We start from the raw sequence: 26,050 nt of genomic DNA, 5'->3' as shown, positions 1-26,050 counted from the left end.
CTCATGCCCTCAACGGAGTGGAATCTATAGCGCGCGTAGTCCCATGGACACATGGGGGCTACTTATTCGCGCGTGGCTCGCCCGGAGGATGGGCTGGTCAACAGATTGCTCAAGACTTCGTCCTGGCGGAGATGCGTGACGACCGGGGGCGGTCGGTTACCTGCGGCTATGGCGGCATAGACGGCGCATGGTTCCTAAAAGTTGATGGTGAAGCCGTTGTCTGCATTCGGAGCGAGCCTCCGCTTCACGAAGTAGTGCTGCTCGCTCAGGTTTTAGGGGGAGGCCAAGCTCGCTTGAGTGTGGGCAGGCCGGGGGGCAACAACGTCTCTGCGGGAAGTGTCAGGCCCGTGCGAGGCGACGTGAGGGGGCTGTCCCAAATGTCCATGGGACATCGTCTAGGTGGGGATGACTACTGGAATGGTTATATCAAAGACTTGGTGGCCGGGCCCGGTATGATCTCCAAGAAAATGTTCCCTATATTGGTGCGCCAAGGTCTCACTCCTAATCCGATGGATGATGATGGGCTCCGCGACAAATTGGGCCGATCATTCTTGACGGTCGCCCCAACAGTACTTGGACGTGGTGAGGTCGCGTGACAAGCCTAGTGCTTTCGCGGGGGGACATATCCGCCTAGGAGCTGACTATGGGGCCTGGCGAAAGCTATTAATTTGTGAAGCAGGGCTGAGGCGATCTCGAAATCAACACAGCGCAGCCACTCGCCGTGCACCTCGGGCATTTGTTCTTATTTTGTTCCGGTCTTGGCGCGAGGTCTCATCATCGCGCCGCGTCGGCGTCAGAATCGGACGTATGGCCTTCCAAGCCCCGTCGACTCCGGGCGGCCGCGTAGGCACATTTGTTAACGGCGAGGATGTTTCGCGACGCCGTCGTGGCCGCGACGCAGGTGGAACGTCCGGACGCCGTCACCCCAAGGATCCCGGGCTGGAGGAGGCCGCGATGGACATCGATCCTGATCGCCTGCGCGCGATCGTGGGCGCGCTGGGCGGCGTGGCCGTCTATGGGCTGGTGCAGATCGGCGCGCTGGGCGCGGCCGAGCGCGCCAACCTGTTCGAGCACCTGTTCAGACTGGGCTGCGCCGCGGTGTCGGCGGTGATCCTGGCCGCCTTTTTCGTCAAGGCGGCGCTGCCGCTGATTCCGTGGCCGCCGATGCGCGAGGCCTATCTGTTCGGCTTCGCGGTCGGCGCCTTCAGCTGGGAGCTGCTTCCCGTGCTGTTTCGCATCGTCAAGCGTCGGGCCGTCGAGCGCGCGGAGAAGCTTTAAATTCAAACATTTAGAGCGCGTTCGAGCGGTTTAACCGCTCACACTTAAACCTAACGCGCTCTAGAATTTGCGCGGATAGGCGTTGGCGGTCTTGGCGTCGTTGTAGGTCGCCCCCGGACAATCGACGGCGTAGGCCGTGGCGGTCTCGGTCAGGTGGGGGCCGTGGGTGAACTCGCCGTTCAGCGCGCGACACGAGACGGCGGTCTTGTAGACCACCGACCCGTCGCGGCCGAGATCGTTCATGAACAGGTCGAAGGCCAGGTCCATCAGGCCGCGCGTGGCGGCCAGGCGCCGGTCGCGACCGTTGAAGACGGTGGTGATCTCGCCGCTGGACGCGGTCGCGCGACCGACCGGAGCGGGCCCCATCGCGGCGCCGGCCGCGCTGATCGCGCCGCCTGCCAGCATGGCCTCCAGGTCCTGGAAGCGGCCGCGCGCGGTCCCCACGGCGACGGCGCTGGCGAAGGCGGCGGCGTAGCCAGGGTCCGAGCGGTTGGGGCCGCCGATCGTGGCGGCCTGGGCGGCGCCCACTAGGCCGGCATAGGGCGCGTCGGCGATCGACACGACGAGGTTCTGGTTCACGTAATAGCCCAGCGCGATGCCGCCGATCGCGCCGCCCGGAAGGGCCAGCACGCGGTCCTGGGAGACGCCCAGCGGGCCGGCGATGGCCGCGCGGGCGATCTCGGGCGTCACGCCGGTCCAGCGGGCTTCATAGGCGGCGTCGATGGTCTTTTCGCGCACCACCTCGCCCGTGCGCCAGCGCACCAGGCGGAAGGTCACGCGGGCCGAGGCCAGCTTGTCGGTTCCCAGCCAGACATTCGGACCGCGGAGGTCCTCGAAGGTCGTGTACAGCATGTACTCGGCGTCGAGGCGGCTGGGAGCCAGCATCTCGGCCTTGCGCAGGTGGTCGCCGAGGCTCTGGACGACTTGGACGCGGGTTGGGCGGGTGGTGACCACGCCGCCGCCGTCGAACCAGCGGAACTCCGGCGCGCCTTCCACCGACTGGACGACGACGTTTCGATAGAAGGCGCGGGCGGGCGAGGCCTTGGCCACCATGGCGGGCGGCAGCGGCGGTTGGCGCAGGGCGGCGACTTCGTCGCGCGTGGCGCACGCGCCCAGCACGGCGGCGGCGCTGGCCAGCAGGGCGGCCAGGCGAATGGACTTGGTCGACATGGATGCGCTCCCCCACGATGAAGCGCCACTATGGGGTTCAATCCTAAAAAGAGCTTGAACCGCCATACCCGTGGGCGGGGCGGGGCGGGGCGGGGCGGGGCGGGCGCGCGGGCTCCGTGACGCGGACAAAAAAGGGCCCCTGTCGGGCAGGTCCGACAGGGGCCTTGTCAGGCTTGGGGAAGGGATCGGCGCGCCAGGGGCGATTTAAGCGGTCGGTCCGCCTGGCGCGCTTTAGGTTTCCGAACCTCGGTCAGAATTTGTAGTTCAGGCCCACCAGGTAGGTCCGGCCGTAGGTCTGATAGTCGATGACCTGGCGCGGATCGTTGTTCTGGTAGGTGACGAAGGGCTCGTTGGTCAGGTTGTTGACCTGGACCAGCAGGGATAGGCCGTTCATCGGTCCATCGCTGAACGTGTAGCCGATCTGGCTGTCGACCACCGACTCGCCCTTGACCTGGCGGTAGTTGCGGCCATTGCCGAAGCCGGTGACCTCGCCCAGGAACTTGGAGCGATAGCGGTCGCTGACCCGGAACGAGAAGCCGTTCTTCTCGTAGTAGCCGGTCAGGTTGGCCACGGTCTTGGACAGGCCCGGGATCGGCTGGGACGGATCGCCCGGGTTGGGCTGGATCGAGCTCTTGGTGTACGAGGCGCTGAACTGGACGCCGAAGCCGTCCAGCACCGGCGTCAGCAGCGCGAACGGCATCGAGGCGGCGAATTCGACGCCCTTCAGCGAGCCGCCCTTGCCGTTTTGCGGCGTGGTCAGCAGGCCCTGACGCAGCACCGGCGCGGGATTGCCGCCGGTCGGGAAGCCGGTGAAGTCGTAGATGACGCTCTGGTCGTAAACGTAGGTCTTCAGGTCCTTGTAGAAGGCGGCCAGCGAGACATAGGCCTGGCGGCCGAAGTACTTCTCGTAGGACACGTCATAGGCGTTGGCGCGCCAGGGCTGCAGCGCCGGATTGCCGCCGCTTCCGCTCCACGGCGAGAAGTTGATGTTCGTCGAGGAGGACTTGCTGGGGTCGTAGCCGAAGTTGGTGCTGGCGCGCATCTGGTCCATCCGGGGACGGGCCAGGGTGCGGGCGACCGCGAAGCGCAGGCTCTGCTCGTTAGGCAGGCGGAACTGCAGGTTCATGCTGGGCAGGAAGTCGAGATATTTCTTGCCGCCCGACAGCTTGGTCTGGATGACGCCCGTTCCGGTGCCGCTGGCGCCCAGGGCGGTCGAGCTCTGATCGGTGTGGACCAGTTGGAAACCGAAGTTGCCGGTCACGGGCACGCCGCCCAGTTCGGCGTCGATATTGGCCTTCAGATAGCCGACGGCGACCTTTTCCTCGACGCCCCAGCTCTTGACCAGCACGTCGGCGTTGGGGTTGCGGACCAGGTCATAGGCGCCCGACTTCACCAGCGCGAACGGGTCGTAGCTGATGACGTTGCCGAGACCGACGAAAGCCAGGGAGGTCGAGCCCAGGATGGCCGACGACGGGATGGCGACGCTGGCCGGCGAGCCCTTGGCCCGCAGGAACCACTCGTCGTTCACCAGGTCCTTGGTGCGTTCGCTGTAGTTGAAGCCGGCTTCGACGCTGGACAGGCCGTCGTCCAGGGCGCGGGTCACGGCGAAGCGCGCGGCCTTCAGCTCGTCGACGATATGCGGCTGGTTCAGATAGCCGTCCTGGCCGCCGCTGATGATGTCGCCGCCCCAGCCTTGCGGGCTGGTCAGCTTGATCGTGTTGGGATCGGCGTAGTTCAGGGTCGACTTGAAGATCGTCTCGCCATCGCCGTTGACGTTGAACGTCATGTTGTCGGTCGCGCCGGCGCCCGAGCGGCCGGTGCCCGAATAGGACTCCAGGACCATGTCGGTGCGATCGACCTTGGACCACGACAGGTCGCTGGTCAGGGTCCAGCCGTCGCCGGCCTTGAACTGGTTGTTCCAGCCCAGCGACTTGATGGTGGCGTCGCGATTGTTGCCGTCGTTACGGACCACGCCCTTGACGCCATTGAACGCGCCGCTGGTCACCACGCCGTTCGAGGCCGTGGCGTTGGTCAGCGGCACGCCGCCCCAGACCAAGGGCAACTCGACGCCGCGCTGGATCTGGTGGTTCTTGAACTTCGAGTAGAACCCGTCCAGCGTCGAAGTGAAGCGGTCGGTGGGCGCGAACTCGACGGTGGCCATCACCCCGTCGCGCTTCAACATGCTCGACTGCACGTAGGGCTTGGCGCCGCCGATCACCAGGTTCTTGCCCGAGGCGTCGGTAGGATAGCCCCACGAATTGAAGCGCTCGGCCTGATAGGGCGACTCCATGTGGGCGAAGCCCAGGGCCACGCCCAGCTTACCGTCCATGAACTGGTCGATGTACGAGATGCTGACCCGGTTGCCGTGGGCCTTGGTGCCGGCGTTCAGAGCGCCGATGTCGTTCCACTCGTAGCGGGCGCCGACGGCCAGGGCGCGCTTGCCGAAGGCCAGCGGGCGGACCGTGCGCATGTCGGCGGTGCCGGCCAGACCCTGGCCGATAAGGCCGGCGTCGGGGGTCTTGTAGACCACGACGGCGCTCAGCAGTTCCGACGGATACTGGTCGAACTCGACCCCGCGGTTGTCGCCGGTCGAGACCTGCTCGCGGCCGTTCAGCAGGGCGGTGGTGAAGTCGGGCGCCAGGCCGCGGATCGAGATGACCTGCGCCCGGCCGTCGAGGCGCTGGGCGGTCAGACCGGGGAGACGGGCGATGGACTCGGCGATCGACACGTCTGGCAGCTTGCCGATGTCCTCGGCCGAGACGGCTTCGACGATCGAGCTGGAGCTCTTCTTCAGCGTGATGGCGCCTTCGATGCCCTTGCGGATGCCGGTGACGACGATCTCCTCGACCTTGGTGTCGTCCTTGGCGGCATTCGATGCGGTGGCTTGCGCGTGCGCCGAGCCGCCGAGCGCGAACGCCAGCGCGAGGCCCGTGGCTCCGCCGGTCATCAGCCAGGCGCGGCGGCGCGAAAATTCAGTGGTCATGAGTCTCACCCTCCCTGTCCGGCTCTGCGCTTTGAGTCATGCGATCGGGCCGTTGATGAAAACTACTGCAAATTACCCAATCGTAATCAACCCAAAAAATTGCAAACCGACTGGATTGAGATGCTTCATCCCGCTCGGGTGTGGCGAAATTGCTCCACTAATTCGTGGCGGGCGCGGTCACCAGGGCTGCAAAGTGGTCCAATCTGCCGGATTGACAGGCTTGCTCCGCTTCTGCAAATTCTTGCAAAGAATTGCAATGAAGGGTCGACGCCTTAAGGTTGGCCTAGGGGAGGGGAGCCATGTCGTCCTGGACGCGACGCCTGACGCTGGCCTTGACGGCCGCCACCGCGTTGACGACGGCCGCGTCCGCCGCGCCTGGCGACTACCGACAGCGCCCGCCCCAGGACGAGGTGATCTATTTCCTCCTGCCCGATCGCTTCGAAAATGGCGACGCGGCCAATGATCACGGGGGCGCGGATCGGGGGGCGTTGGTCGATGGTTTCGACCCCACGCGCGCCGACTTCTACCATGGGGGCGATCTGAAGGGCGTGACCCAACGCTTGGGCTATATCCAGGGCTTGGGCGCGACGGCGATCTGGCTGGCGCCGATCTTCAAGAACAAGAGCGTGCAGGGCGATCCGGGCCACGAGTCGGCGGCGTATCATGGCTACTGGATCACCGACTTCACGGATGTCGATCCGCACTTCGGGACCAAGGCGGACTTCAAGGCCCTGGTCGACGCGGCCCACGCCCGAGGCCTGAAGGTCTATATGGACATCGTCGTGAACCACACGGCCGACGTCATCCAGTATCGCGAATGCCCGGGCGGTCACTGTCCCTATCGCGGCGTCGCCGACTATCCCTACACGCGCAAGGGCGGGACGACGGGCGCGCCGATCAACGACGGGTTCGACGGCAAGGACTTCGGCAAGCTGACGCGGCCCGACTGGGCCTACACGCCCTATGTTCCGGCCGGCCAGGAACACGCCAAGGCGCCAGACTGGCTGAACGACCCGATCTACTACCATAACCGGGGCGAGAGCACGTTCGCGGGCGAGAGCTCCCTGCTGGGCGACTTCACCACGCTGGATGACGTGTTCACCGAAAACCCGCGAGTCGTTCGGGGCTTCATCGACATCTACGGCCAGTGGATCGACGACTTCGGGATCGACGGTTTCCGCATCGACACCGCCCGTCACGTGAATCCAGAATTCTGGCGGGCCTTCGCGCCGGCCATGCTGGCGCGCGCCAAGGCGCGGGGCATTCCGAACTTCCATATCTTTGGCGAGGTGTTCGATCCCGACGTGGCGATCCTGGCCAGCCACACGCGCGTCGACAAGTTGCCCGCGGTGCTGGACTTCGCCTTCCAGTCCGCGGTGACCGACGTCGTCACCGGAAAGGCCGGCCCCGAGAGACTGGCGCGGGTCTTCGCCAGTGATTCCGTCTACGAGGGCGGCGAGGCGGGCGCCCGGCAACTGCCGACCTTCCTGGGCAACCACGACATGGGCCGCATCGGCTGGTTCGTGCGGAAGGCCCGGCCGGGAATCGGCGATGACGAGCTCCTGGCCCGCGTCACCCTGGCCAACGCCATCATGCTGACCGCCCGGGGCGTCCCGACGATCTACTATGGCGACGAGCAGGGCTTCGCCGGCGAGGGCGACTACGCGGCCGCGCGCCAGGACATGTTCCCCAGCCGGGTCGCCGGCTACATCGCCGAGCGGCCGATCGGCGCGACGCGCGGGGGGCCGCGCGCGACCTTCGCGACCGACGCGGCGCTTTACGGCCGCATCGCCGAACTGGCCAAGCTGCGCGTCGCCACGGCGGCCTTGCGCGACGGACGTCAGGTGACGAGGTTGGCCAGCGACCAGCCCGGTCTGTTGGCGTTCTCCCGTCTGGCGGGCAAGACCGAGGTGCTGGCGGTGTTCAACACCGGCGACCGCCCGGCCAAGGCCAATATCGCGGTCGAGCCCGGTTCCGTCACCTGGCGCGCCCTGCATGGCGCCTGCGCGGTATCGGCCAGCGCGCCGGGCAGCTATTCCGTCGAGCTCAAGCCGCTCGACTTCATGATTTGCGTTTCCGAGGGACGATAGTGACAGCTGAGGTTCTTGTTCGCCCGGGCGCGGAGACGTCGATGAACGCCGAATGGTGGCGCGGCGCCGTGATCTACCAAGTCTATCCGCGCAGTTTCGCCGACTCGAACGGCGATGGCGTCGGCGACCTGCCGGGCGTCACCGCCCATCTGGATCATATCGCCTCGCTGGGCGTGGACGGGGTGTGGCTGTCGCCCTTCTTCACCTCGCCGATGAAGGATTTCGGATACGACGTCTCGGACTACCGGGACATCGACCCGATCTTCGGGACCCTGGCCGATTTCGACGCCATGATCGCCAAGGCCCACGATCTGGGCCTGAAGATCATCATCGATCTGGTGTTCTCACACACCTCGGAAGAGCACCCCTGGTTCGCCGAAAGCCGTCAGAACAGGACGAACGCCAAGGCCGACTGGTTCGTCTGGGCCGACGCCAAGTCGGACGGCAGTCCGCCCAGCAATTGGCAATCGGTGTTCGGCGGTCCGGCCTGGACCTGGGACGCGCGGCGCGGCCAGTACTACATGCACAACTTCCTGGCCGCCCAGCCGCAGCTGAACCTGCACAATCCGGCCGTCCAGGAGGCCCTGCTGGCCGTCACCCAGTTCTGGATCGACAAGGGCGTGGACGGCTTCCGCTTCGACGCCATCAACTTCTCGATGCACGACCCGAAGTTCACCGACAACCCGCCGCTGCCGCCGGGCGGCAAGCGGACGCGGCCGTTCGACTTCCAGGACAAGATCTTCAACCAGAGCCACGCCGACATCCCGAAATTCCTGAGCCGGATCCGGGCCCTGACCGACGCCAGCGGCGGCCGCTTCTCGGTGGCCGAGGTGGGCGGCGACCACGCCGACCGCGAGATGAAGCTGTTCACCGCCGGAAACGATCGCCTGAACAGCGCCTATGGCTTCCTCTACCTCTACGCCGACAAGCTGACCGGGGACATGATCCCCAGGGGCGCGGCCATGTGGCCTGGCGAGGACGGGGAGGGCTGGCCGTCCTGGACCTTCTCCAACCATGACGCGCCGCGCGCGGTGTCGCGTTGGGCCGAGGGGCGCGACCGCAAGGCCTTCGCCGAGATGTGCTTGCTGCTGCTGATGGGGCTGCGCGGCAATGTGTTCGTCTATCAGGGCGAGGAGCTGGGTCTGCCCCAGGCCAATGTGCCCTTCGAGCGCCTGCAGGACCCCGAGGCCATCGCCAATTGGCCCCAGACGCTGGGGCGCGACGGCGCGCGGACGCCCATGCCTTGGATCGCGCATGCGCTGAACGCCGGCTTCTCCCCCGTCGAGCCTTGGCTGCCGGTCGATCCCGAGCACCAGGCCCTGGCCGTCGACGCCCAGGAAGCCGACCCGAACTCCACCCTACATGTGGCCCGCCGCCTGATCGCGCTGCGCAAGGCCTATCCGGCGCTGCGCACCGGCGCGATCAGCTTCCTCGAGACCAATAGCCCGCTGCTGATCTTCCAGCGCGGCGAGGGCGACGACGCCCTGCTGCTGGCCTTCAATCTCGGTCACGAGCGCGCGGCCTGGTCGCTGCCGGACGGCTGGACTCTGGTCGACGGCGTCAACCTTGGCGGGGAGGGCGAGATGCCGCCGTGCGCGGGGGTGATCGCGCGGCGGGGGTGAGGGCTTTCCGAAGCCGATTTCCTCCGCGGACGCCGGGAGCGTTCAGCCCCCGCAGCTTTCCCGGATGATCAGGTCCGTCGGCACCCGCTCCGAGCGGCTGGCGCGCTCGCCGCTGTCCAGCAGCTTGGAGACCATCAGGCGGCCGGCCTTGGCGGTGTCCTGGGCGATGGTCGACAGCGCGGGGCTGGCGTAGCGGCTGAACGGCACGTTGTCGAAGCCCATCACCGAGACGTCGCCGGGGACCGAAAGGCCCGCGTGCTTCAGGGCCCTTAGAGCGCCGAGCGCGATCAGGTCGGAGGCCGCGACCACGCCGTCGAACTTGACGCCGTTGTGGATCAGGGAATCCAGCGCCGCCTCGGCCGACTCGACCTCGAAATGGGCGGGCACGATCAGCGCGGGATCGACCTCCAGCTTGGCCTGCTCCAGCGCGTCCAGATAGCCGCGATGGCGGTGCATCGCCTCGGGCGCTTCGGTGTCGCCCAGGAAGACGATGCGCTTTCGGCCCAGGCGCGCCAGATGCAGGGTCGCTCGCCGACCGCCATGGATATTGTCCGAGCCGACCGAACAGTAGTTCTGGTCCGGGAACTGGGCGCCCCAAACCACGAAGCGGTTGTCGGTCTCGGCGAGGCGGTTGAAGGCCGCGTGCAGCGAGCTCTGGCCCAGGAAGATCACGCCTTCGGCCCGGCTGGTGGTCATGGCCGCCGACAGGTCCTCGAAATTGGCCGGGGCGATGTGGCTGAGAATGACGTCGCAGCCGCGCTCGCGCGCCGCCTCGCCGACGCCGGCCAGGAGTTCGAGAAAGAAGGGGTCGGACATGCCGCTGTCGCGGCTCTGGGCGCGGGGCGTGACGATGGCGATGGTCGCCTCGGCCCCGATCGGGCCGGCCGGCATGTAGCGGCGGAACGGGTAGTCCATCTCGCGCGCCAGCTTCCAGATCAGCTGCTTGGTGCGCTTGTTGACGGCCGGGCTGTCGTTGAGGGCCCGCGACGCGGTCGAGATCGAGACCCCCGCCAGCTTGGCCAGGTCCTCCAGTCGCGTCGCCCCCTTGCTCACCTCAAGCCGTCCCTAATGCAAAGATTTCTGCAAACTTTTTCAGTCCGTCCATAAGCCGTCGTTTGGTCGGGTTTGCAACCCGGTCAAGGCGCGGATTCGACGGAATCGGCTCTGAAAAAGGATGCAAACAAAATCGAGGCGCTGGTCGTCTCCGTGAGCCGCAGCGCTGGGCGGTGGCGTCGAAATGAGCGGATATGTCCTGTTAAATATGGATTTTACATTGCGTCTCCCGCGGGCGCGTGCGCAAATGCGCCTTGCGTCAAATTATGAAAAAACTTGCGAACCAGCCGGGGCTACCGGCGGTCGGAGCGGGGCGGAGGATCCATGGCCAGGCAGAGGCTCAGTCTGCTGCAGATCTGGAACATGTGCTTTGGCTTCTTCGGAATCCAGATCGGTTTCGGCCTGCAGAACGCCAATACCAGCCGCATCTTCCAGACCCTGGGCGTCGACGTGGGGCATCTGGCGATTCTGTGGATCGCCGCGCCGGCGACGGGACTGCTGGTCCAGCCGATCATCGGTCATTTCAGCGATCGCACCTGGGGGCGGATGGGGCGGCGCAGGCCCTATTTCTTCTGGGGCGCGGTGATCACCAGCCTGGCGCTGCTGATCATGCCCAACGCCCCGACGCTGTGGGTGGCGGCCGCGACCCTGTGGGTCATGGACGCCTCGATCAACATCACCATGGAGCCGTTCCGAGCCTTCGTCGGCGATAACCTGCCGGACGAGCAGCGGGCGACCGGCTACGCCATGCAGAGCTTTTTCATCGGTCTGGGCGCGGTGCTGGCCTCGGCCCTGCCGTGGATTCTGACCAACGCGTTCCATGTCGCCAACACCGCGCCGGCCGGTCATGTCCCCGACGCGGTGCGGATCGCGTTCTACACGGGCGGCGCGGGGCTGCTGCTGTCGGTGATGTGGACCGTGTTCACCACCAAGGAGTACAGCCCCGACCAACTGCGCGCCTTCGAAACCTCGGAGCGGCGGGCGGCGGGCTTTGGTCCGCACGAGGAGCCCGAGCCGTCGGTCAACGCCTATATCGCCATCGGCGTCGGCGGCGTGCTCTTGGGACTGGCCCTGGCCTTTCTCGTCTGGACGGCGCGCCTGGAGAAGGAGCTCTACGTCCTGGCCGTCCTGCTGCTGGGCTTCGGCGCGGCGGGCGTCGCCGGAGCGCGCTTCAAGCGGATCGGCCAGACGGACAACGGCTTCTCCGAGGTTCTGGCCGACATCTTCCGGATGCCTCGGACGATGCGCCAGCTGGCGGTGGTGCAGTTCTTCTCGTGGTTTGGCCTGTTCGCCATGTGGATCTACACCACGCCGGCGGTGGCGGCGGTCCATTTCCACGCCGCCGATCCGACCTCGAAGGCCTATAACGAGGGCGCCGACTGGGTGGGCGTGTTGTTCGCCATCTACAACGGCGTGGCGGCGCTGGCGGCCATCATCATTCCGCTCTTGGTCAAGGCCGTGGGGCGCAAGGCCGCCCACGCCCTTTGCCTGGGTCTCGGCGCCCTGGGCCTGTTGTCGTTCCTGGTGGTGCGCCAGCCGGGCCTGTTGTGGATCGGCGAGATCGGCGTCGGCTTCGCCTGGAGCTCCATTCTCTCGACGCCCTACGCCATGCTGGCCGGCGCCCTGCCGGCGGGGAAGATGGGCGTCTATATGGGCATCTTCAACTTCTTCATCGTCATCCCGCAGCTGCTGGCCGCGACGGTCCTGGGCCTCTTGCTGAAGACCTTCTTCGGCGGCCAGGCGATCTTCGCCCTGGTGCTGGGCGCGGTCGCGTTCGCCATCGCCGGCGCGGCGGTGTTCGCCGTGCGCGACACCGCCCAGCCCGCCTGATCCCCTTTTTTCAAAGCCTGACGAGGTCCTCGCCATGCGCAGCCTGAAACTTCTCGCCCTGGCCTCGGCCGCTTCCCTGGTCGCCGCTGGCGTCCACGCCGCGACGCCCGAGACCACTTGGGCCTATTCGGCCAAGACCGGCGTCGGGGCGTCCTACGAGGTCTATGTCGACGGCGCCTACAAGCCCGGCGGCAAGACGGGCGCGGTGTCCAAGGTCTGGTTCTCGATCGCCGACGGGATCCTGACCGAGACCATGTACGGCATGATCCACGAGGCTCAGGTCAAGCAGATGCGCGTCGCCGTCCAGACCGCGACCGGTCTGGCGGTGGAGGGCGCGGACACCACCTCGAAGACCGAATATCTGCATGTCGACGCGGCGGGACGTCCGCTGTCGCCGGCCTACAGGATCATCACGACCGACAAGCAGGGCCGCTTCGTCATCGAGAAGCACATCTTCACCGACCCCGACCGTGACGCCTTGTTCGTGCGGGTGATCGTCAAGGCGCTGAAAGGTCCGGTGACGCCCACCCTGGTGCTCGAGCCCCACATGGCCAACACCGGTGGCGGCGACACGGGCGCGGCCTCGAACGCCGCCCTGACCGCCTTCGAGGGGCGCGACTTCCTGAGCCTCAAGGGCTCAAGGCCCTTCGCCAGGGCGTCGGCCAGCGCGCTCAAGGACAACGACGCCATCGCCGGCCTGAAGGCCACGACGGTCTCGGCCAAGGGCGCGATCGTCCTGACCGGCCAGATGCCCGCCGTGGCCAAGGAGGCGACCTACGACTTCGTCATCGGCTTTGGCCGCAACGCCAAGGCCGCCGGCTCCGCGGCGAGCGCCTCTCTCAAGACCGGCTATCGCGAGGTGCTGGCCCGCTTCAACGGCGAGGGCGATCGCGTCGGCTGGGAGGACTATCTGGCCTCGCTGACCGAACTGCCGCGCCTGCGCGCCGCGTCCGAGGATGGCGGCAAGCTGGTTCAGGCCTCGGCCCTGATGCTCAAGGTCCAGGAGGATCGCACCCACGCCGGCGCCCTGATCGCCTCGCTGTCCAACCCTTGGGGCGACAGCGTCGACGCGACCAAGTCCTCCACCGGCTACAAGGCCGTCTGGCCGCGCGATTTCTATCAGTGCGCCATGGCCCTCGCGGCCCTGGGCGATCGGGAAACCCCGCTGGCGGCGTTCCGGTATCTGCCGACCGTGCAGGTCGGGCCCAAGACGCCGGGCAACAAGGGCGACGGCGGCTGGTTCCTGCAGAAGTCGCACGTCGACGGGACGCCCGAGTGGGTCGGCGTCCAGCTGGACCAGACGGCCATGCCGATCATGCTGGGCTGGAAGCTCTGGAAACTGGGCTGGCTGCCGGAAGCCGAACTGAAGGCCTATTACGGCCGTATGCTCAAGCCGGCCGCCGATTTCCTGGTCAAGGGCGGCAAGGTAGATCTGGGCTGGAACCATGCGACGATCACCCCGCCGTTCACCCAGCAGGAACGCTGGGAAGAGCAGGGCGGCTATTCGCCCTCGACGACCGCCGCCGTGATCGCGGGCCTAGTCGTGGCCGGCGACATCGCCGAGGCCGCGGGCGACGAGGCCGGCGCGGATCTCTATCGCAAGACCGCCGACGACTACTCCAACAAGGTCGAGGCCCGGACGGTGACGACCAAGGGCGCGTTCGGCGACGGTCACTACTATCTGCGCCTGAATGGCGACCAGGATCCCGACAACAAGAGTAAGGTCGAGGCGCGGAACGGTCAGGCGGCGGTTCCCGAGGATCAGATGCTGGACGCCGGCTTCCTGGAGCTCGTGCGCTACGGCGTGCGCCGCGCGGACGATCCGGCCATCGTCGCGACCTTGCCCAAGCTGGACGACCAAGCGATGGAGGACCTTTATCGCGTCCGGTACGATTTCACGTTCCCGGGCGTGGAGGGGACTTTCCCCGGCTGGCGTCGCTATGGCGTCGACGGCTATGGCGAAGACGTCAAGACCGGCGCCAACTACGGCGCGGACGGGCGGATGCGGCCGGGACAGCGCGGTCGCGTGTGGCCGATCTTCACCGGCGAACGGGGTCACTACGCGCTGGCTTTGGCGGGCCTGTCTGGCCGACCCGACCCCGCCGCGCTCAAGCGCATTCGCGACACCTTTGTTCGCGCCATGGAGCTGTTCGCCAACGAAGGCCTGCTGATCCCCGAGCAGGTCTGGGACGGAGTCGGCGCCGACAGCCCGCACGGCTACACGCGGGGCAAGGGCACCGACAGCGCCACGCCTCTGGCCTGGAGCCATGCAGAATACGTCAAGCTGCTGCGATCCGTCAGTGACGGCCAGGTGTGGGACAGCTACGCGCCGGTGAAGGCCCGCTTCGCGCGGTAGAGCCCGGCTGGCCGAGATGGATCGTGGCGTATTGTCGCGGTCGCTCGAGCGATCGGTATGGTTAACGCGGAGTTTAGGATTCGGGCGCGAGAGATGGTCAAAGCCATAGTCGCGGCCGGAGATTCTCCTAGATGACAGCGTTCCGTCGTTTGACCATCGCCTGGAAATTGATCCTGGTGGCCGGGCTCGCGATTGGTCTGATGTTGATCGCGGCGGCCGTGGCCGTGTCGTCCCACACCAGCGCTATCGTTTCGGGCCTGACCAACCGCTATGCGGGGGCGGTCGCCGACGACGCGATTCAGAGCGTTCAGGCCGACCTGGGCAAGGTGCAGTCGACCGTGCGGTCCATGGCCGTCTCGATCGGGGCGGCGCACGAAAGCGGCATGGTCGACCGCGCCACCGTGATCGGGATGCTGAAGCCGAACGCGGAGTCCTCTGACATGGTGCTGGGCAGCTGGTTCATGGCCGAGCCCAACGCCTTTGACGGCAAGGACGCCGAGATGGCGGGCAATACGGCTCTCGGCGCCAACAAGGCCGGAAACTTCTCGCCCTACTGGGTGCACGACGGCGGCAAGGTGATCTTTCAGCCGCTGGACCAGGGCAACGAATATGCCGAGCCCTACTACGCCGTTCCCAAGCAGACGGGTAAGGCCGCCGTCGTCGAGCCCTATCCCTACGACGTGGCCGGCAAGTCCGTGCTGATGACCTCCGTGGTCTATCCCGTGTTCTCGCATGGCAAGTTCATCGGCGTGGCGGGCCTGGACATGGCCCTGGACAGCATTTCTCGCGAACTCTCGGGTCTGAAGCCGCTGGGCGGCGGCCACGTGATGCTGCTGTCCTCGACAGGCAAGTGGCTGGCCCATCCCGACCCGGCCAAGCGCATGAAGCCCTATGTCGATGTCGGCGCCGATCAACTGCAAGGCGTCCTGGCGGGCGGCGAGGCGGTCGAGGTCCAAGGCGTGGTCGACAACGGCGTCCCGATGGCGCGCATCATCCGTCCCGTGCCGATGCCGGCCTTGAACACCACCTGGGCCCTGGTCATGGACGTGCCGGTCGCGGCGATCACCGGTCCAGCCGACCGTCTGGCCAAGATCCTGTTCGTTGGCGGGCTGGTGATCACCGCGGCCGTGCTGGCCGCGCTGTTCTTCGCCAGCGCCGCGCTGGTCAAGAAGCCGCTGACGGGCCTGACCCGCAGCGTCGATCGGCTGAGCGCCGGCCGCTACGACGAGCCCGTGCCTGGCATCGACGGCGGCGACGAGATCGGAGCCATCGCCCGCGCGCTCGACGGCTTCCGCCACGATCTGGCCGACGGCCAGCGCCGCCGGGCCGAGCAGGAGGCCGAGCGCGCCGTCGCCGAGCGCGAGCGCCAGAAGCACGCCGAGGAGGCCGAGGCCTTCGCCCGCGCCCAGGCGCGCGCCGTCGCCACCCTGGGCGAGGGCATGGAGCGTCTCGCCGACGGCGACTTGATCTGGCGGATGCGCGAGGATGGTTTCCAAGGCGAGGCGGCCAAGATGCCGCGCGACTTCAACGCCGCCGTCGAAAGCCTGCAGGCCACGATGGCCGGCATCCTCAGCGCCGCCCGCAGCATCCGCGGCGGTTGCGCCGAGATCAGCGCCGCCGCCGACGATCTCTCGAGGCGGACCGAACGGCAGGCCGCCGGCCTGGAACAGACCGCCGCCGCCCTCGACCAGATCACCGCCACGGTCAAGCGCAGCTCGGAAGGCGCCGAACGCGCGCGCCAGGTCACGCTCAGCGCCAAGGCCGCCGCCGAACGTAGCGGCGTGGTGGTCAAGGAGGCCGTTCAGGCGATGGGCGGGATCGAGAAGTCCTCGCGGTCGATCACCCAGATCATCGGCGTCATCGACGAGATCGCGTTCCAGACCAACCTGCTGGCCCTCAATGCCGGGGTCGAGGCCGCGCGCGCCGGCGACGCGGGCCGCGGCTTCGCCGTGGTCGCCCAGGAGGTCCGGGGGCTGGCCCAGCGCTCGGCCGACGCGGCCAAGGAGATCAAGGGCCTGATCAGCGCCTCGTCGGCCGAGGTCGGCAAGGGCGTGCGTCTGGTCGGAGAGACGGGGGAAACCCTGGAGCAGATCCTGGTCCAGGTGGCCGAGATCAACGAACTGGTCGGCGAGATCGCCGCTTCTGCCAAGGAGCAGGCCGTGGGTCTGGCCGAGGTGAACCAGGCCGTGAACCAGATGGACCAGGTCACCCAGCAGAACGCCGCCATGGTCGAGCAATCGACCGCCGCCAGTCACGCCCTCTCGGTCGAGGCGGCCGAGCTGGAACAGCTGATCGGCCGCTTCCAGGTCGGCGCGGAGGTTCGCCAGATGCCCACGCCCCGCGCCCCGCGTCCGGCGGCTCCGGCGCCCTCGACCGCGCGACCGACCGCCGCCCCGACCCGCGAAAGCTTCCGCCAGCGTTATGTCCAAGGCGCCAACGCGCTGAAGGTCGAACCTAGCTCGCGTCCGGGGGAGTGGCAGGAGTTCTAGGGCGCGCTATATCCGGGCCATGGCCGAAGCGTTCAACGACATCACCCTCTCCGCCGACAAGGCGACCCGTTATGCGGAGGTCGCCGACGAGATCGCCGCCGTGCTGGACGGCGAGCCCAACCTCACCGCGCGCATGGCGACGGTGACTTCGATGCTGGCGAACAGCTTCGACCACTACTTCTGGACCGGCTTCTATATCGTCGATCCGCTGAAGCCGCGTGAGCTGGTGGTCGGGCCTTACCAGGGCACGCTGGGCTGCCTGCGCATCGCCTACGGGCGCGGCGTCTGCGGCGCGGCGGCGGCTAGCGGCGAGACTCAGCTCGTCCCGGACGTGCACGCCTTTCCGGGACACATCGCTTGCGACGGTCGTTCCCAGAGCGAGATCGTCGTGCCGGTCCACGACGCGGACGGCCAGCTGATCGCCGTGTTCGACGTCGATTCCGACAAGCCCGCCGCCTTTGACGACACCGATCAGCGGTGGCTGGAGACCATCCTGAAGGCGACTTTCGGGTAGCCAAAGGCGTCCCGCCTTTGGCGCGGGGATTGCAGTGAAAGGTCCATCTTTCCCTAACCCGAGCCGGAGTAGGACAGGTGGATATGCTGGACGTCGAGACCCTTCATCCCAGCCTGCTGGCCCCCATCGACGTGGCGGTCTGGCGGGGGCTGGCCGCTTCGCAGCCGGCTTTCACCAATCCCTTGCTGGGGCCTGACTTCGCGCAAGCCGTTGGAAAGGTTCGGGAAGACGCGCGTGTCGCCGTGGTCCGGCAGGATGGCGAAGCCGTGGGCTTCCTGGCCTATCACCGCCGCCCGGGCGGCCTGGCGCGGCCGATCGGCTCTCCGCTGTCCGACTATCACGGCCTGGTCAGCCGTCCCGAAGCGGGATTGAAGATTGGCGACGTGCTTCGCGCCGCCGACGTGCGTCTATTTCGATACACCGGCCTGCTGGATCCGAACGGCGTCTTCGCGGCCGCCCCTACCGCCGAGCGCGCGGCCTATGTGATCGACCTGCGCGAAACGGACGTCGAGCGCTATCTTGAGGCGGTTCGCGCGGATAGCCCCAAGAAGATCAAGAACTACCGCCGTCTCGACAACAAGTTGGACCGCGAGGTGGGTCCCGTTCGTCTGGTGGCCGGCGATATCTCGCGCGAGAGTTTCAATCTGCTGATCGACTGGAAGCGGGAACAGTTGATCCGCACGGGCGGCCACGACTATCTGCGCGCCGACTGGACCCGCGAGCTGATGGCCGACCTGTTCCAGACCCGCGAGGGGGCGATGCGCGGCCTGATGATCGGCCTCTATGCGGGCGACACCCTGGTGGCGGGTCATTTCGGCGTCCGACAAGGCCAGACCTACCACCCGTGGATCGCCTCGACGAACCCCGAACACGCCGCCTGGTCGCCGGGGCAGATCTTCTTCCTGCGCGCCATCGCCGCCATGCCGGAGATGGGGCTGACCCGCTATGATCTGGGTCCGGGCCATGACCATTATAAGCGCGCCTACGCCCTGAACACGATCTCGATCGGCGAGGGGGGCGCCACGGCCGCTGGCCTGGGCGGGCGCATGGCGATGTCGGTCGAGAATGTCTGGAGCCTGGCCGGCGCCCGGGGCGAAGGGGCCGTCGGTCGTCTGCGCCGCCGGATGGACGCCATCGCCAGCACCGAACTGACCATGGGCGGTCGCGTGCGCGAGTTCGTCGAGGCCGTCGCCTCCCGGACCCAGCGTCGAAGCGGAGAGCTCTCGGAGGCCTGATGGCGCGCGTGACGATCATGATCCCGACTCAGCGACGTCCCGACGGCCTGGCCGTGGCGGCGCGTTCGGTGTTCGGGCAGGTCGGCGTCGATCCCGCGACGCTGGAACTGGTGATCGTCGACAACGACCAGGTCCCCTCGGCGCGCCCCGTGGCCGAGGATCTGGCCAAGAACGCGCCGTTTCCGCTGATCTATGTCCACGAGCCCAAGGCCGGCGTGGCCAATGCTCGCAACGCCGGCATGGCCAAGGCGTCCGGCGACCTGATCGCCTTCCTGGACGACGACGAGGAGGCTCCGGCCGGTTGGCTGGCCGCGCTGCTTGCCGCCCAGGACCGCTTCGACGCCGACGTGGTGTTCGGCCCGGTCAAGGCCCGCGCGCCGGCCCAGATCGTCGAGCACCGCGACTATCTGGAGCGCTTCTTCTCGCGCGAGGGACCAGCGGAAGCCGGGATCCTGGACCGGCATTACGGCTGCGGCGACAGCCTGATCCGTCGCGCGGCCTTGCCGGATCCCGTCTCGCCGTTCGCCGCCGAGCGCAATCACATTGGCGGTGAGGACGACATGCTGTTCGGCCACATGGGCGCGGCCGGCGCGCGCTTCGCCTGGGAGCCAGCGGCCTGGGTCTGGGAAGATCCGGTCCCCTCGCGCCTCAGCCTCTCCTACACGATCGCGCGCGCCTTTGCTTATGGACAAGGGCCCAGTTCGCACTGCGCCGCCGCCACGCCGCCGGACCGCCTCGGGGTGGCCCGGTGGATGGCGATCGGGGTCGTCCAGGCCACGCTGTTCGGCGCGATGGCCGGGTTCAAGTGGCTGACCCGCGCGAAGGACCGGGCCGAGTGGCTGGACCGCGCCGCGCGGGGGCTGGGCAAGACCTTCTGGTGGGGCCCCTTCAAGATCCAATTCTACGGGAGGACCGCGTGAGCGTGATCACCGACTGGACGGCGGACAAGGCCAAGGCCTTCGGCCGCGAGACTCTGATGTTCAAGCACGCGCTGCATGAGCGTCCGATGTTCGACGACGAGGGCTTGGCGCGCCTTCTGGATCTCTACCCGCGCGACAAGCTGGGCGTCTTCACCATGGGCGAGGACCCCAAGGCCTGGACGACCTGGCGCAAGGGCTCGGCGGGGACCCTGACCGGCGACCAACTGCTGGACGCGGCCAAGAGCGGCCGCATCTGGCTGAACCTTCGCCAGACCAACGACCACGTGCCCGAATACGCCGCCCTCTGCCAGGAGATCTTCGCGGACAAGGAAGCGAGCGTTCCGGGCCTGAGAACCTTTAAGCGCGATCTTGGCATGCTGATCTCCAGCGCCAACGCCCAGGTCTTCTACCATTTGGACGTGCCGCTGGTGTCGCTCTGGCAGCTACGGGGGCGCAAGAAGGTCTGGGTCTATCCGGTGGCCGACCCCTATGTCGGCGACCAGGCCCTTGAGCGGATCGTGCTGCGCGAGACCGCCGAGCAATTCGCCTTCGAGCCGGAATGGGATCAGGGCGCCCAGATGGTCGAACTGACGCCGGGCGACATGGTCACCTGGAAGCAGAACGCCCCGCATCGGATCGAGAATGGCCCGATGCTGAATGTCTCGATCTCGATCGAGTTCATGACGCCGCCGGCCTTGATGCGGGCCAATGTCATCTACGCCAACGGCGTGTTGCGCCGGCGTCTGGGCGCCAAGCCGCGGATCCAAGAGGGTTTCGGTCCCGCCGCTCTGGGCAAGCTGGCCGTGGCGCGCGGCGCCAAGGCCCTGGGCCTGCAAACGCCGCATGTGCGCCATCTGCCGACGACGTTCGGGCTGGACGCCAGCCGGCCGGGCGTGCTGGTCGAGCCTTGACGGGAACCCCTTTCCCGCGAAGGGGAAGGGGCTTACTGCTGGCTCGATGAGCAAGGCGGTCACGATCGAATTAGGGGAGGGCGGCGATCACGACGCCCGGGCTCTGCGCAACGCGTTTGGTTGCTTCACGACCGGGGTGACGGTGATCACCACCGTGGGCGAGGATGGACGCAAGGTCGGGCTGACGGCCAATTCCTTCACCTCGGTGTCCCTCGACCCGCCTCTGGCGTTGGTCTGTGTCGACCTCAAGTCGGCTAGCCTGCCGGCTCTGGACGCGGCCGGACGCTGGGCGGTCAATGTGCTGCACGCCGAGCATCAGGCCTTGGCGCGTCAGTTCGTGCGCAAGGATATCGACCGCTTCGCCGGCATCGAGACCGAGACCTGGCGCACGGGCGCGCCGATCCTGCCCAACTGCATGGCCAATTTCGAGTGCGAGACCCACCACGCCTTCGACGCCGGCGATCATCGCGTCTATGTCGGGCGGGTGGTGAAGCTGCGCTACGACCCGGATCACGAACCCCTGGTCTATCTCCAGGGACGTTTCCGCCGGGTCCATGTCGAGACCGAATAAGGGAAGCCCGCGCTCCCCAGGGAGAGCGCGGGCCAGAAACGCTTAGAACGTCTTTCGGATGCTGGCGTAGTAGTACCGGCCGTAGGGCTGGTACACCGAGGCCATGTAGCCGTTCGACGACAGCGCCGGATCCTTGTCGAACAGGTTCTTCACGCCCAGCTTCAGATAGGTGCGCTGGGCCCAGCCCTGGCTGAACTCATACTGGCCGTAGATGTTGACGGTGGCCTGGGACTTGACCACCCAAGGCGTGCCGGCCGAGTCCAGCAGGCTCGTGTCGTTCACGTCCGAGATGTACTGGGTGAACGCGCCGACCGTGAGATGGTCGAGGCGCCAGGTCGCCGAAGCGGTCCACTTCCAGTCGGGCTTGCCGTTGTAGCGGATGTAGCTGCCGCCGCCGGTGATGTTGGTGCCGGCGTTGATCTGACCGGCCGAACGCGCGGCCAGCAGCTGCGCGATCTGCGGCGAGGGCTGCTGATAGAACTTCAGCAGGTTGGCGCCGTTGACCGACACGTCGAAATCGCCAAAGCGCGTGCCGTGCTTACGCCACATCAGGCCGATGTCCACGCCGCGAGCTTCCTGCGGCAGGGTGTTGACGTACTGATCCTTGACGTACTGCACCGTGCCGACCGGAGCGAGGCCCGTGCCCGCGAAGGCGGCGACGTCGTCGGCCGTCGGAGCGGCGCGCACGACGTTCGGGTTGCTGGAGCCGCTCTGGCGCAGCAGGTAGTCGAGGATCAGGGCGTTGCCCTCGCCGAACAGGCCGACGATGCCCTTCTGCTTCACGCGCCAATAGTCGACGGTGAGGGTGAAGTTGCCGTAGTCGGACGGAATGAACTTCGGCTCGAACACGAAGCCAAAGCCCATGGTCTCGGAGTCTTCCGGCTTCAGGTCGGGGTTGCCGGCGCGCTGGGCCGTGACGCTGAGCGAGCGGGTGCAGTTGCTGAAGCTGGTGATCCGGCCGGCGCGCAGGTCGGCTTCGCATCGGATATAGTCGGTGCGGGTGTTGGCGCGGCTGATGACCGAAGCGTTGATCTGCTCCAGGTTCGGGGCCTTGAAGCCCTGGGCCCACGAACCGCGCAGGCGGAAGCCGTCGACCACGTCCCAGGCCATGGCGACCTTGGGCTTGGCCACCGAGCCGACGTCGCTGTAGTCCTCGGCGCGACCGGCCAGTTGCAGTTCCACGTTGCGCACCAGGGGGATGCCCATTTCCGGCGAGATCACCGGGATGGCGAACTCGACATAGGCGGAGCTGACCTTGCGCGAACCCTTGGTGTCGGGCGAGGGGCTGGTGCCGATCAGGTCCGAACCATAGACGAGGCCGGTGACCGGGTTGGTGTAGGTGATCGTGCCGTCGACGTGGGCGTCGCGGTCGTCATGCTGGGTCTCGCGACGCCACTCGACGCCCGCCGCCACGCCGACATCGCCGCCGGGCAGGTGGAACAGATCCGGGCGCGAAACGCGGAAGTCCCACGAGGCCAGCGAGCTGGTGCTATAGCGCGTGGTCTTGATCTTGATGGCGTTGATCGCCGCCTGGCTGCTGGGCGTGGCGTCGCCGACGCTGGGATTGGCCAGCGTGCCGCCGTTGAACGGGTTGTAGGCGTCCGGCGTCGACAGGGCCAGCTGCTTGGCCAGGGCCGTGGCGCTGATGCCGTCGGACACGTCCTTGACCGAGGCGCGCGAGTACAGCAGCGCCGACTCCCACTTCCAGCCGGCGACCTTGCCGCGCAGACCGCCCAGGAAGCGGGTCTCGTTGTTGGTGACGTCCACCTGCTGCTTGCCGACATCGACGAAGTCGTAGCTGGTCAGGTTGACCGAGAGGCCCGTGGCGGGCGCGGTGGTGCCGGCCAGACGGTTGGGATTGGCCGTGCCGTTGGCGAAGGTCGCCGCGCCGAAGGGATTCCAGTAGTTCGACGCCGGGGCCGTCAGCACCTGGGCCGAGGTCGTGTTGTTCGGCGCCTGGTAGGCGCGGGTCTTGGCGCGATAGACGCCGACCTCGCCGAAGGCCGTGATGGTGTCGGTCAGGTCGTAGTGGCCGGTCGAGAAGACGTTAATGCGCTTCAGCTCCGGCATGATCGACGTGCCGGTGGCGGCGGCGTCGTAGCGCAGGTTGCGATCATCGCCCGAGGTCGCGGGCGCGCCCGACTGGATGCTGATGCCCGGGCCGACGGCGATCTGGCTGCCGTTGTTGGTCGTCGGCTGGATGTGGAAGGCGCCGGCCGCGCTGGTGATCAGGACGCCGTTGGCGCGGACCGCGCCGGACGCCGTGAAGCTGCCCCAGGGCGTGGTGGTGACCCGATTGTCCAGGCTGCCCGCGCCGGCGAAGCTGGTGCCGTCGAACAGCGGACGCTTGTCGGCCGAGGCGGTGTAGCTCTGGTCGAGCGAGTTCAGCTCGGTGCGGTGGTCGTAGTTGACGAAGACGGTGACGTTGCCGCGGTCGAAGTTCTTCCCGAACAAGCCGTTGAATTCGTATTCCTTCAGGTGCGTGCCCTGGGCGTGGCCGTATTGCGCCGAGACGTCGGCGCCGTTGAAGTTGTCCTTCAGCACGGTGTTGACCACGCCGGCCACCGCGTCGGTGCCGTAGATGGCGGCGGCGCCGTCGCGCAGGACTTCCAGGCGTTGCAGGCCCGTGGTCGGGATGGCGTTGGTGTTATAGGTGATGGTCGGGACCAGGCTGGTGCCGTCGGCCTGGCTGGTCGGGTGGGTCACGACGCGGCGGCCGTTCAGCAGCACCAGGGTATTGCCCGAACCCAGATTGCGCAGGTTCACCGAACCGATGTCGCCGCGGGCCGAGTTGCTGCTGCCCGGAATGTAGCTGCTGTTGTAGTTGACGTCGCCCATCTGCGGGATGGCGCGGAACAGCTCATCGCCCGAATTGGCGGCGACCGTTTCCAGTTGCTTGGAATCGACGACCGTCACCGGCAGGGCGGCCGTGGCCTTGGCGCCTTCGATGCGCGAGCCGACAACCACGATCTCCTCGACGGTGCTTTCGGGCGTGGCGGCTTGTTGGGCAGCGGCTTGGCTGGCCCAGGCGGCGCACAGCGCCGAGGTGGCCAGCATGGCGGCGCGCAGCGCGCGTGTCTTAGTCATTAGAGTTCCCCTCTTCTTGAACCCGCCCCCCAAGAGCGAGCCTTCGATGCAACCGGCCGACCTTGGCCGCGTCTTCCCTGGAATCAGCCGGGCGCGATCTTGACGCCGCGCGCCGGCCGCTTCCGGCTCAGTAGAAAGTGACGTTGTCGACTTCCATCCAGATTTTCTCGCCGCCCTTTCGACCGCCCATGAACTCGACCTCGGTCAGGTCCGAGCCAGTCCATTCGCTCTTGCCGCCGCGCTCGCTGGCGGGCTTCAGGGCCGTGAACGGGATCTCGACCGTCTTCCAGGCCTGACCGGCCGAGAACGGCGCGGACCAGCGACCGCCAGCCGTGCTGACGCCCAGGGCGTAATCGCCGTCGCCGCGCACCTCGAAACGCACGCCCTTGAAGGCGCGAGCGTCGACCGGCTGGATCGAGCCGCGGGTAAGCGGAATGATCACCCCGGCATAGGGCTTGGGCTTCATCGACATGCGGGCGCTGATCGACAGGGCGTGGCCTTGCTCGCCGCGCGTGATCACCTGGCTGATCTCGACCGTGCGGTCCAGGCCGCCGTCCGGGTCGTCGGTGCGCAGGGTGTCGAGGCTGGAGCGGCCATCGGCGCGCTCGAAATCGTCGATCTGGGCCTTGGCCGGGATCGAGGGCATGGTCGTCGCCTGGTTGGCCGTCAGAGCCGGCGCGCCGGGGCCGTAGACCAGCTTTCCGTCGATCAGGACGCGATCGGTCTTGCGCACGTCGCTGATGGTTTTCCAGGGCTCGCCCTTGATCAGCACCAGGTCGGCGCGCTTGCCGACCTCGATGGTGCCGCGATCCGACAGCAGGTTGATGACCTTGGCGCTGAAGGCCGTGCCGGCCATCAGGGCGTCGGTCGGCGTCAGGCCGGCGCGGACCATCAGCTCCATCTCGTGCAGGGTCGACGCGCCGTGCGGCGTGCCGGGCATCCCGGCGTCGGTGCCCAGCGCGATCGTCACGCCAGCGTCATGCAGCATCTTGGCGTTGTGCAGGGCGTTGTCGAATTTCTTGAAGCTCTGTTTGACGTTCGGGTTCTCGTCCGGATCGCGCGGCGGCTGCCCCGGCTTGACCGGCTCGTAGACCGCCAGGGTGGGCGTGTCCGACGTGCCGCCGGCCTTGATAATCTCGACGGCCTCGGCGTCCAGCCGGCGATCCTGCAGGCTGTGGGTGATCACATCGACCTTGGAGCGGCCGGCGACCTCGCCGCGATCTACGGTGACGGTGTGGGTGAAGACCTTCAGATTGTTCTTGTGGGCCTCGTCGACCAGGGCGGTCAGAGTCCACTCGTCCATGCTGGTGTTGTCCGGCGCGACGCCATAGCGCCAACCGTCGGTGAAGGCCTTGATCAGGTCGGGCTTGTAGGGGATCAGCGACTTGACCGCCGCGCGGGCGGCCTCGGGCGTATTGACCCACTTGGTGGTCGCGGTGTCGGCCCAGTCGGCGCCGTGGCCGCCGGGCGTGCTCATCCGGGCGGCGAAGTTGACGTGCGGCGCGACCAGGGTCGACAGCCACTGGCGGCGGGGCGCGAAGGATTCCGGCGCGGCGTTGAAGTCGCTGACCGTGGTGACGCCCGACGAGACATAGGCCGTGGCGATCTGCGGCGTGGTTCCCGGAACGCCTGACGGGGTCCAGTGGGTGTGCAGGTCGAAGAAGCCTGGAAGCAGCGCCTCGCCCTTGGCGTCGATCACCTTCGCGCCGCGTGGGGCCTTCACGGTCGGGCCGACCTCGGCGATGCGGCCGTCGCGGATCACGACATTGGCCAGATGCGGCGCCGCCCCCGTCGCGTCGAAGACGGTCGCGCCCACGATCGCCACCACCTCGCCGTCGCCGGCCTTGGCCGCTTGGGCGATGCCCACGCCGGCCAGACCCAAGGTTCCTGCCAGCGCGGTGGCCATTAGAACGGACTTGAGGGTGGGTTTCATCATGGTGC

Annotated in this window: 14 protein-coding genes and 2 pseudogenes; 11 read left to right on the top strand and 5 right to left on the bottom strand. The window is 67.3% G+C overall.

All coding sequences use genetic code 11. The features are described from left to right. Positions 1-954: 954 nt before the first annotated feature. Positions 955-1,185: pseudogene (locus tag OR37_RS07130) on the top strand (hypothetical protein); the annotation flags it as partial. Between the two features lie 153 nt (positions 1,186-1,338). On the opposite strand, the gene OR37_RS07120 reads toward OR37_RS07130, so the two are convergent. Together OR37_RS07120 and OR37_RS07115 are read right to left on the bottom strand one after the other, a co-directional pair. Beyond that, the gene (locus OR37_RS07120) at positions 1,339-2,448 is read right to left on the bottom strand and encodes a hypothetical protein (protein WP_004617566.1); all 1,110 of its coding nucleotides are present in this window, start codon (positions 2,446-2,448) and stop codon (positions 1,339-1,341) included. Positions 2,449-2,698: 250 nt separating this feature from the next. After that, positions 2,699-5,431 (bottom strand): TonB-dependent receptor, encoded by a 2,733-nt coding sequence (locus OR37_RS07115; protein ID WP_004617564.1) that lies wholly within the window; start codon positions 5,429-5,431, stop codon positions 2,699-2,701. A 299-nt stretch (positions 5,432-5,730) separates the two neighbouring features. On the opposite strand from OR37_RS07115, the gene OR37_RS07110 reads away from it, so the two are divergent. After that, on the top strand, positions 5,731-7,521 hold the full coding sequence (locus OR37_RS07110; RefSeq protein ID WP_004617562.1) for an alpha-amylase family glycosyl hydrolase: 1,791 nt from the start codon (positions 5,731-5,733) through the stop codon (positions 7,519-7,521). Beyond that, positions 7,500-9,143 (top strand): alpha-amylase family glycosyl hydrolase, encoded by a 1,644-nt coding sequence (locus OR37_RS07105; RefSeq protein ID WP_165570581.1) that lies wholly within the window; start codon positions 7,500-7,502, stop codon positions 9,141-9,143. Before OR37_RS07110 ends, OR37_RS07105 begins: the two co-directional genes overlap by 22 nt. A 42-nt stretch (positions 9,144-9,185) precedes the next feature. Here OR37_RS07105 and OR37_RS07100 read toward each other — a convergent pair. Next, a pseudogene (locus OR37_RS07100) lies at positions 9,186-10,274 on the bottom strand (LacI family DNA-binding transcriptional regulator). A gap of 246 nt (positions 10,275-10,520) precedes the next feature. Here OR37_RS07100 and OR37_RS07095 point away from each other — a divergent pair. The 8 genes from OR37_RS07095 to OR37_RS07060 all read left to right on the top strand — a co-directional run bounded on the left by OR37_RS07095 (position 10,521) and on the right by OR37_RS07060 (position 21,022). Next, positions 10,521-12,026, top strand: a complete 1,506-nt coding sequence (locus OR37_RS07095; protein ID WP_004617555.1) for an MFS transporter — start codon at positions 10,521-10,523, stop codon at positions 12,024-12,026. A gap of 34 nt (positions 12,027-12,060) precedes the next feature. Next, on the top strand, positions 12,061-14,382 hold the full coding sequence (locus OR37_RS07090) for a glucan 1,4-alpha-glucosidase (RefSeq protein WP_004617552.1): 2,322 nt from the start codon (positions 12,061-12,063) through the stop codon (positions 14,380-14,382). A 131-nt stretch (positions 14,383-14,513) separates the two neighbouring features. Then, positions 14,514-16,871, top strand: coding sequence for a methyl-accepting chemotaxis protein (locus OR37_RS07085; protein WP_004617550.1), 2,358 nt, complete (start codon positions 14,514-14,516; stop codon positions 16,869-16,871). A gap of 19 nt (positions 16,872-16,890) precedes the next feature. Then, on the top strand, positions 16,891-17,385 hold the full coding sequence (locus OR37_RS07080; protein ID WP_004617548.1) for a GAF domain-containing protein: 495 nt from the start codon (positions 16,891-16,893) through the stop codon (positions 17,383-17,385). 83 nt (positions 17,386-17,468) lie between these two features. After that, complete coding sequence (locus OR37_RS07075; RefSeq protein ID WP_004617545.1) at positions 17,469-18,620, top strand: GNAT family N-acetyltransferase; 1,152 nt, start codon at positions 17,469-17,471, stop codon at positions 18,618-18,620. After that, positions 18,620-19,540 (top strand): glycosyltransferase family 2 protein, encoded by a 921-nt coding sequence (locus OR37_RS07070; protein ID WP_004617542.1) that lies wholly within the window; start codon positions 18,620-18,622, stop codon positions 19,538-19,540. Before OR37_RS07075 ends, OR37_RS07070 begins: the two co-directional genes overlap by 1 nt. After that, positions 19,426-20,451 (top strand): hypothetical protein, encoded by a 1,026-nt coding sequence (locus OR37_RS07065; RefSeq protein WP_131368815.1) that lies wholly within the window; start codon positions 19,426-19,428, stop codon positions 20,449-20,451. The genes OR37_RS07070 and OR37_RS07065 overlap by 115 nt, the downstream gene beginning before the upstream one ends. Before the next feature lie 46 nt (positions 20,452-20,497). Beyond that, positions 20,498-21,022: a flavin reductase family protein gene (locus tag OR37_RS07060; RefSeq protein WP_004617538.1), complete on the top strand. Its 525-nt coding sequence runs from the start codon at positions 20,498-20,500 to the stop codon at positions 21,020-21,022. A 42-nt stretch (positions 21,023-21,064) separates the two neighbouring features. On the opposite strand, the gene OR37_RS07055 is transcribed toward OR37_RS07060, so the two are convergent. Both OR37_RS07055 and OR37_RS07050 read right to left on the bottom strand, forming a co-directional pair. Then, entirely contained in the window at positions 21,065-24,109 is a 3,045-nt protein-coding gene (locus tag OR37_RS07055; RefSeq protein ID WP_004617535.1) for a TonB-dependent receptor plug domain-containing protein, read from the bottom strand. Positions 24,110-24,236: 127 nt separating this feature from the next. Then, positions 24,237-26,045: an amidohydrolase family protein gene (locus OR37_RS07050; RefSeq protein WP_004617533.1), complete on the bottom strand. Its 1,809-nt coding sequence runs from the start codon at positions 26,043-26,045 to the stop codon at positions 24,237-24,239. Positions 26,046-26,050 lie beyond the last annotated feature (5 nt).

Source organism: Caulobacter vibrioides OR37 (assembly GCF_000372645.1).
In the GTDB taxonomy this organism is placed as follows: Bacteria; Pseudomonadota; Alphaproteobacteria; order Caulobacterales; family Caulobacteraceae; genus Caulobacter; species Caulobacter vibrioides_E.
This window is presented reverse-complemented; position numbering and strand designations above follow the sequence as displayed.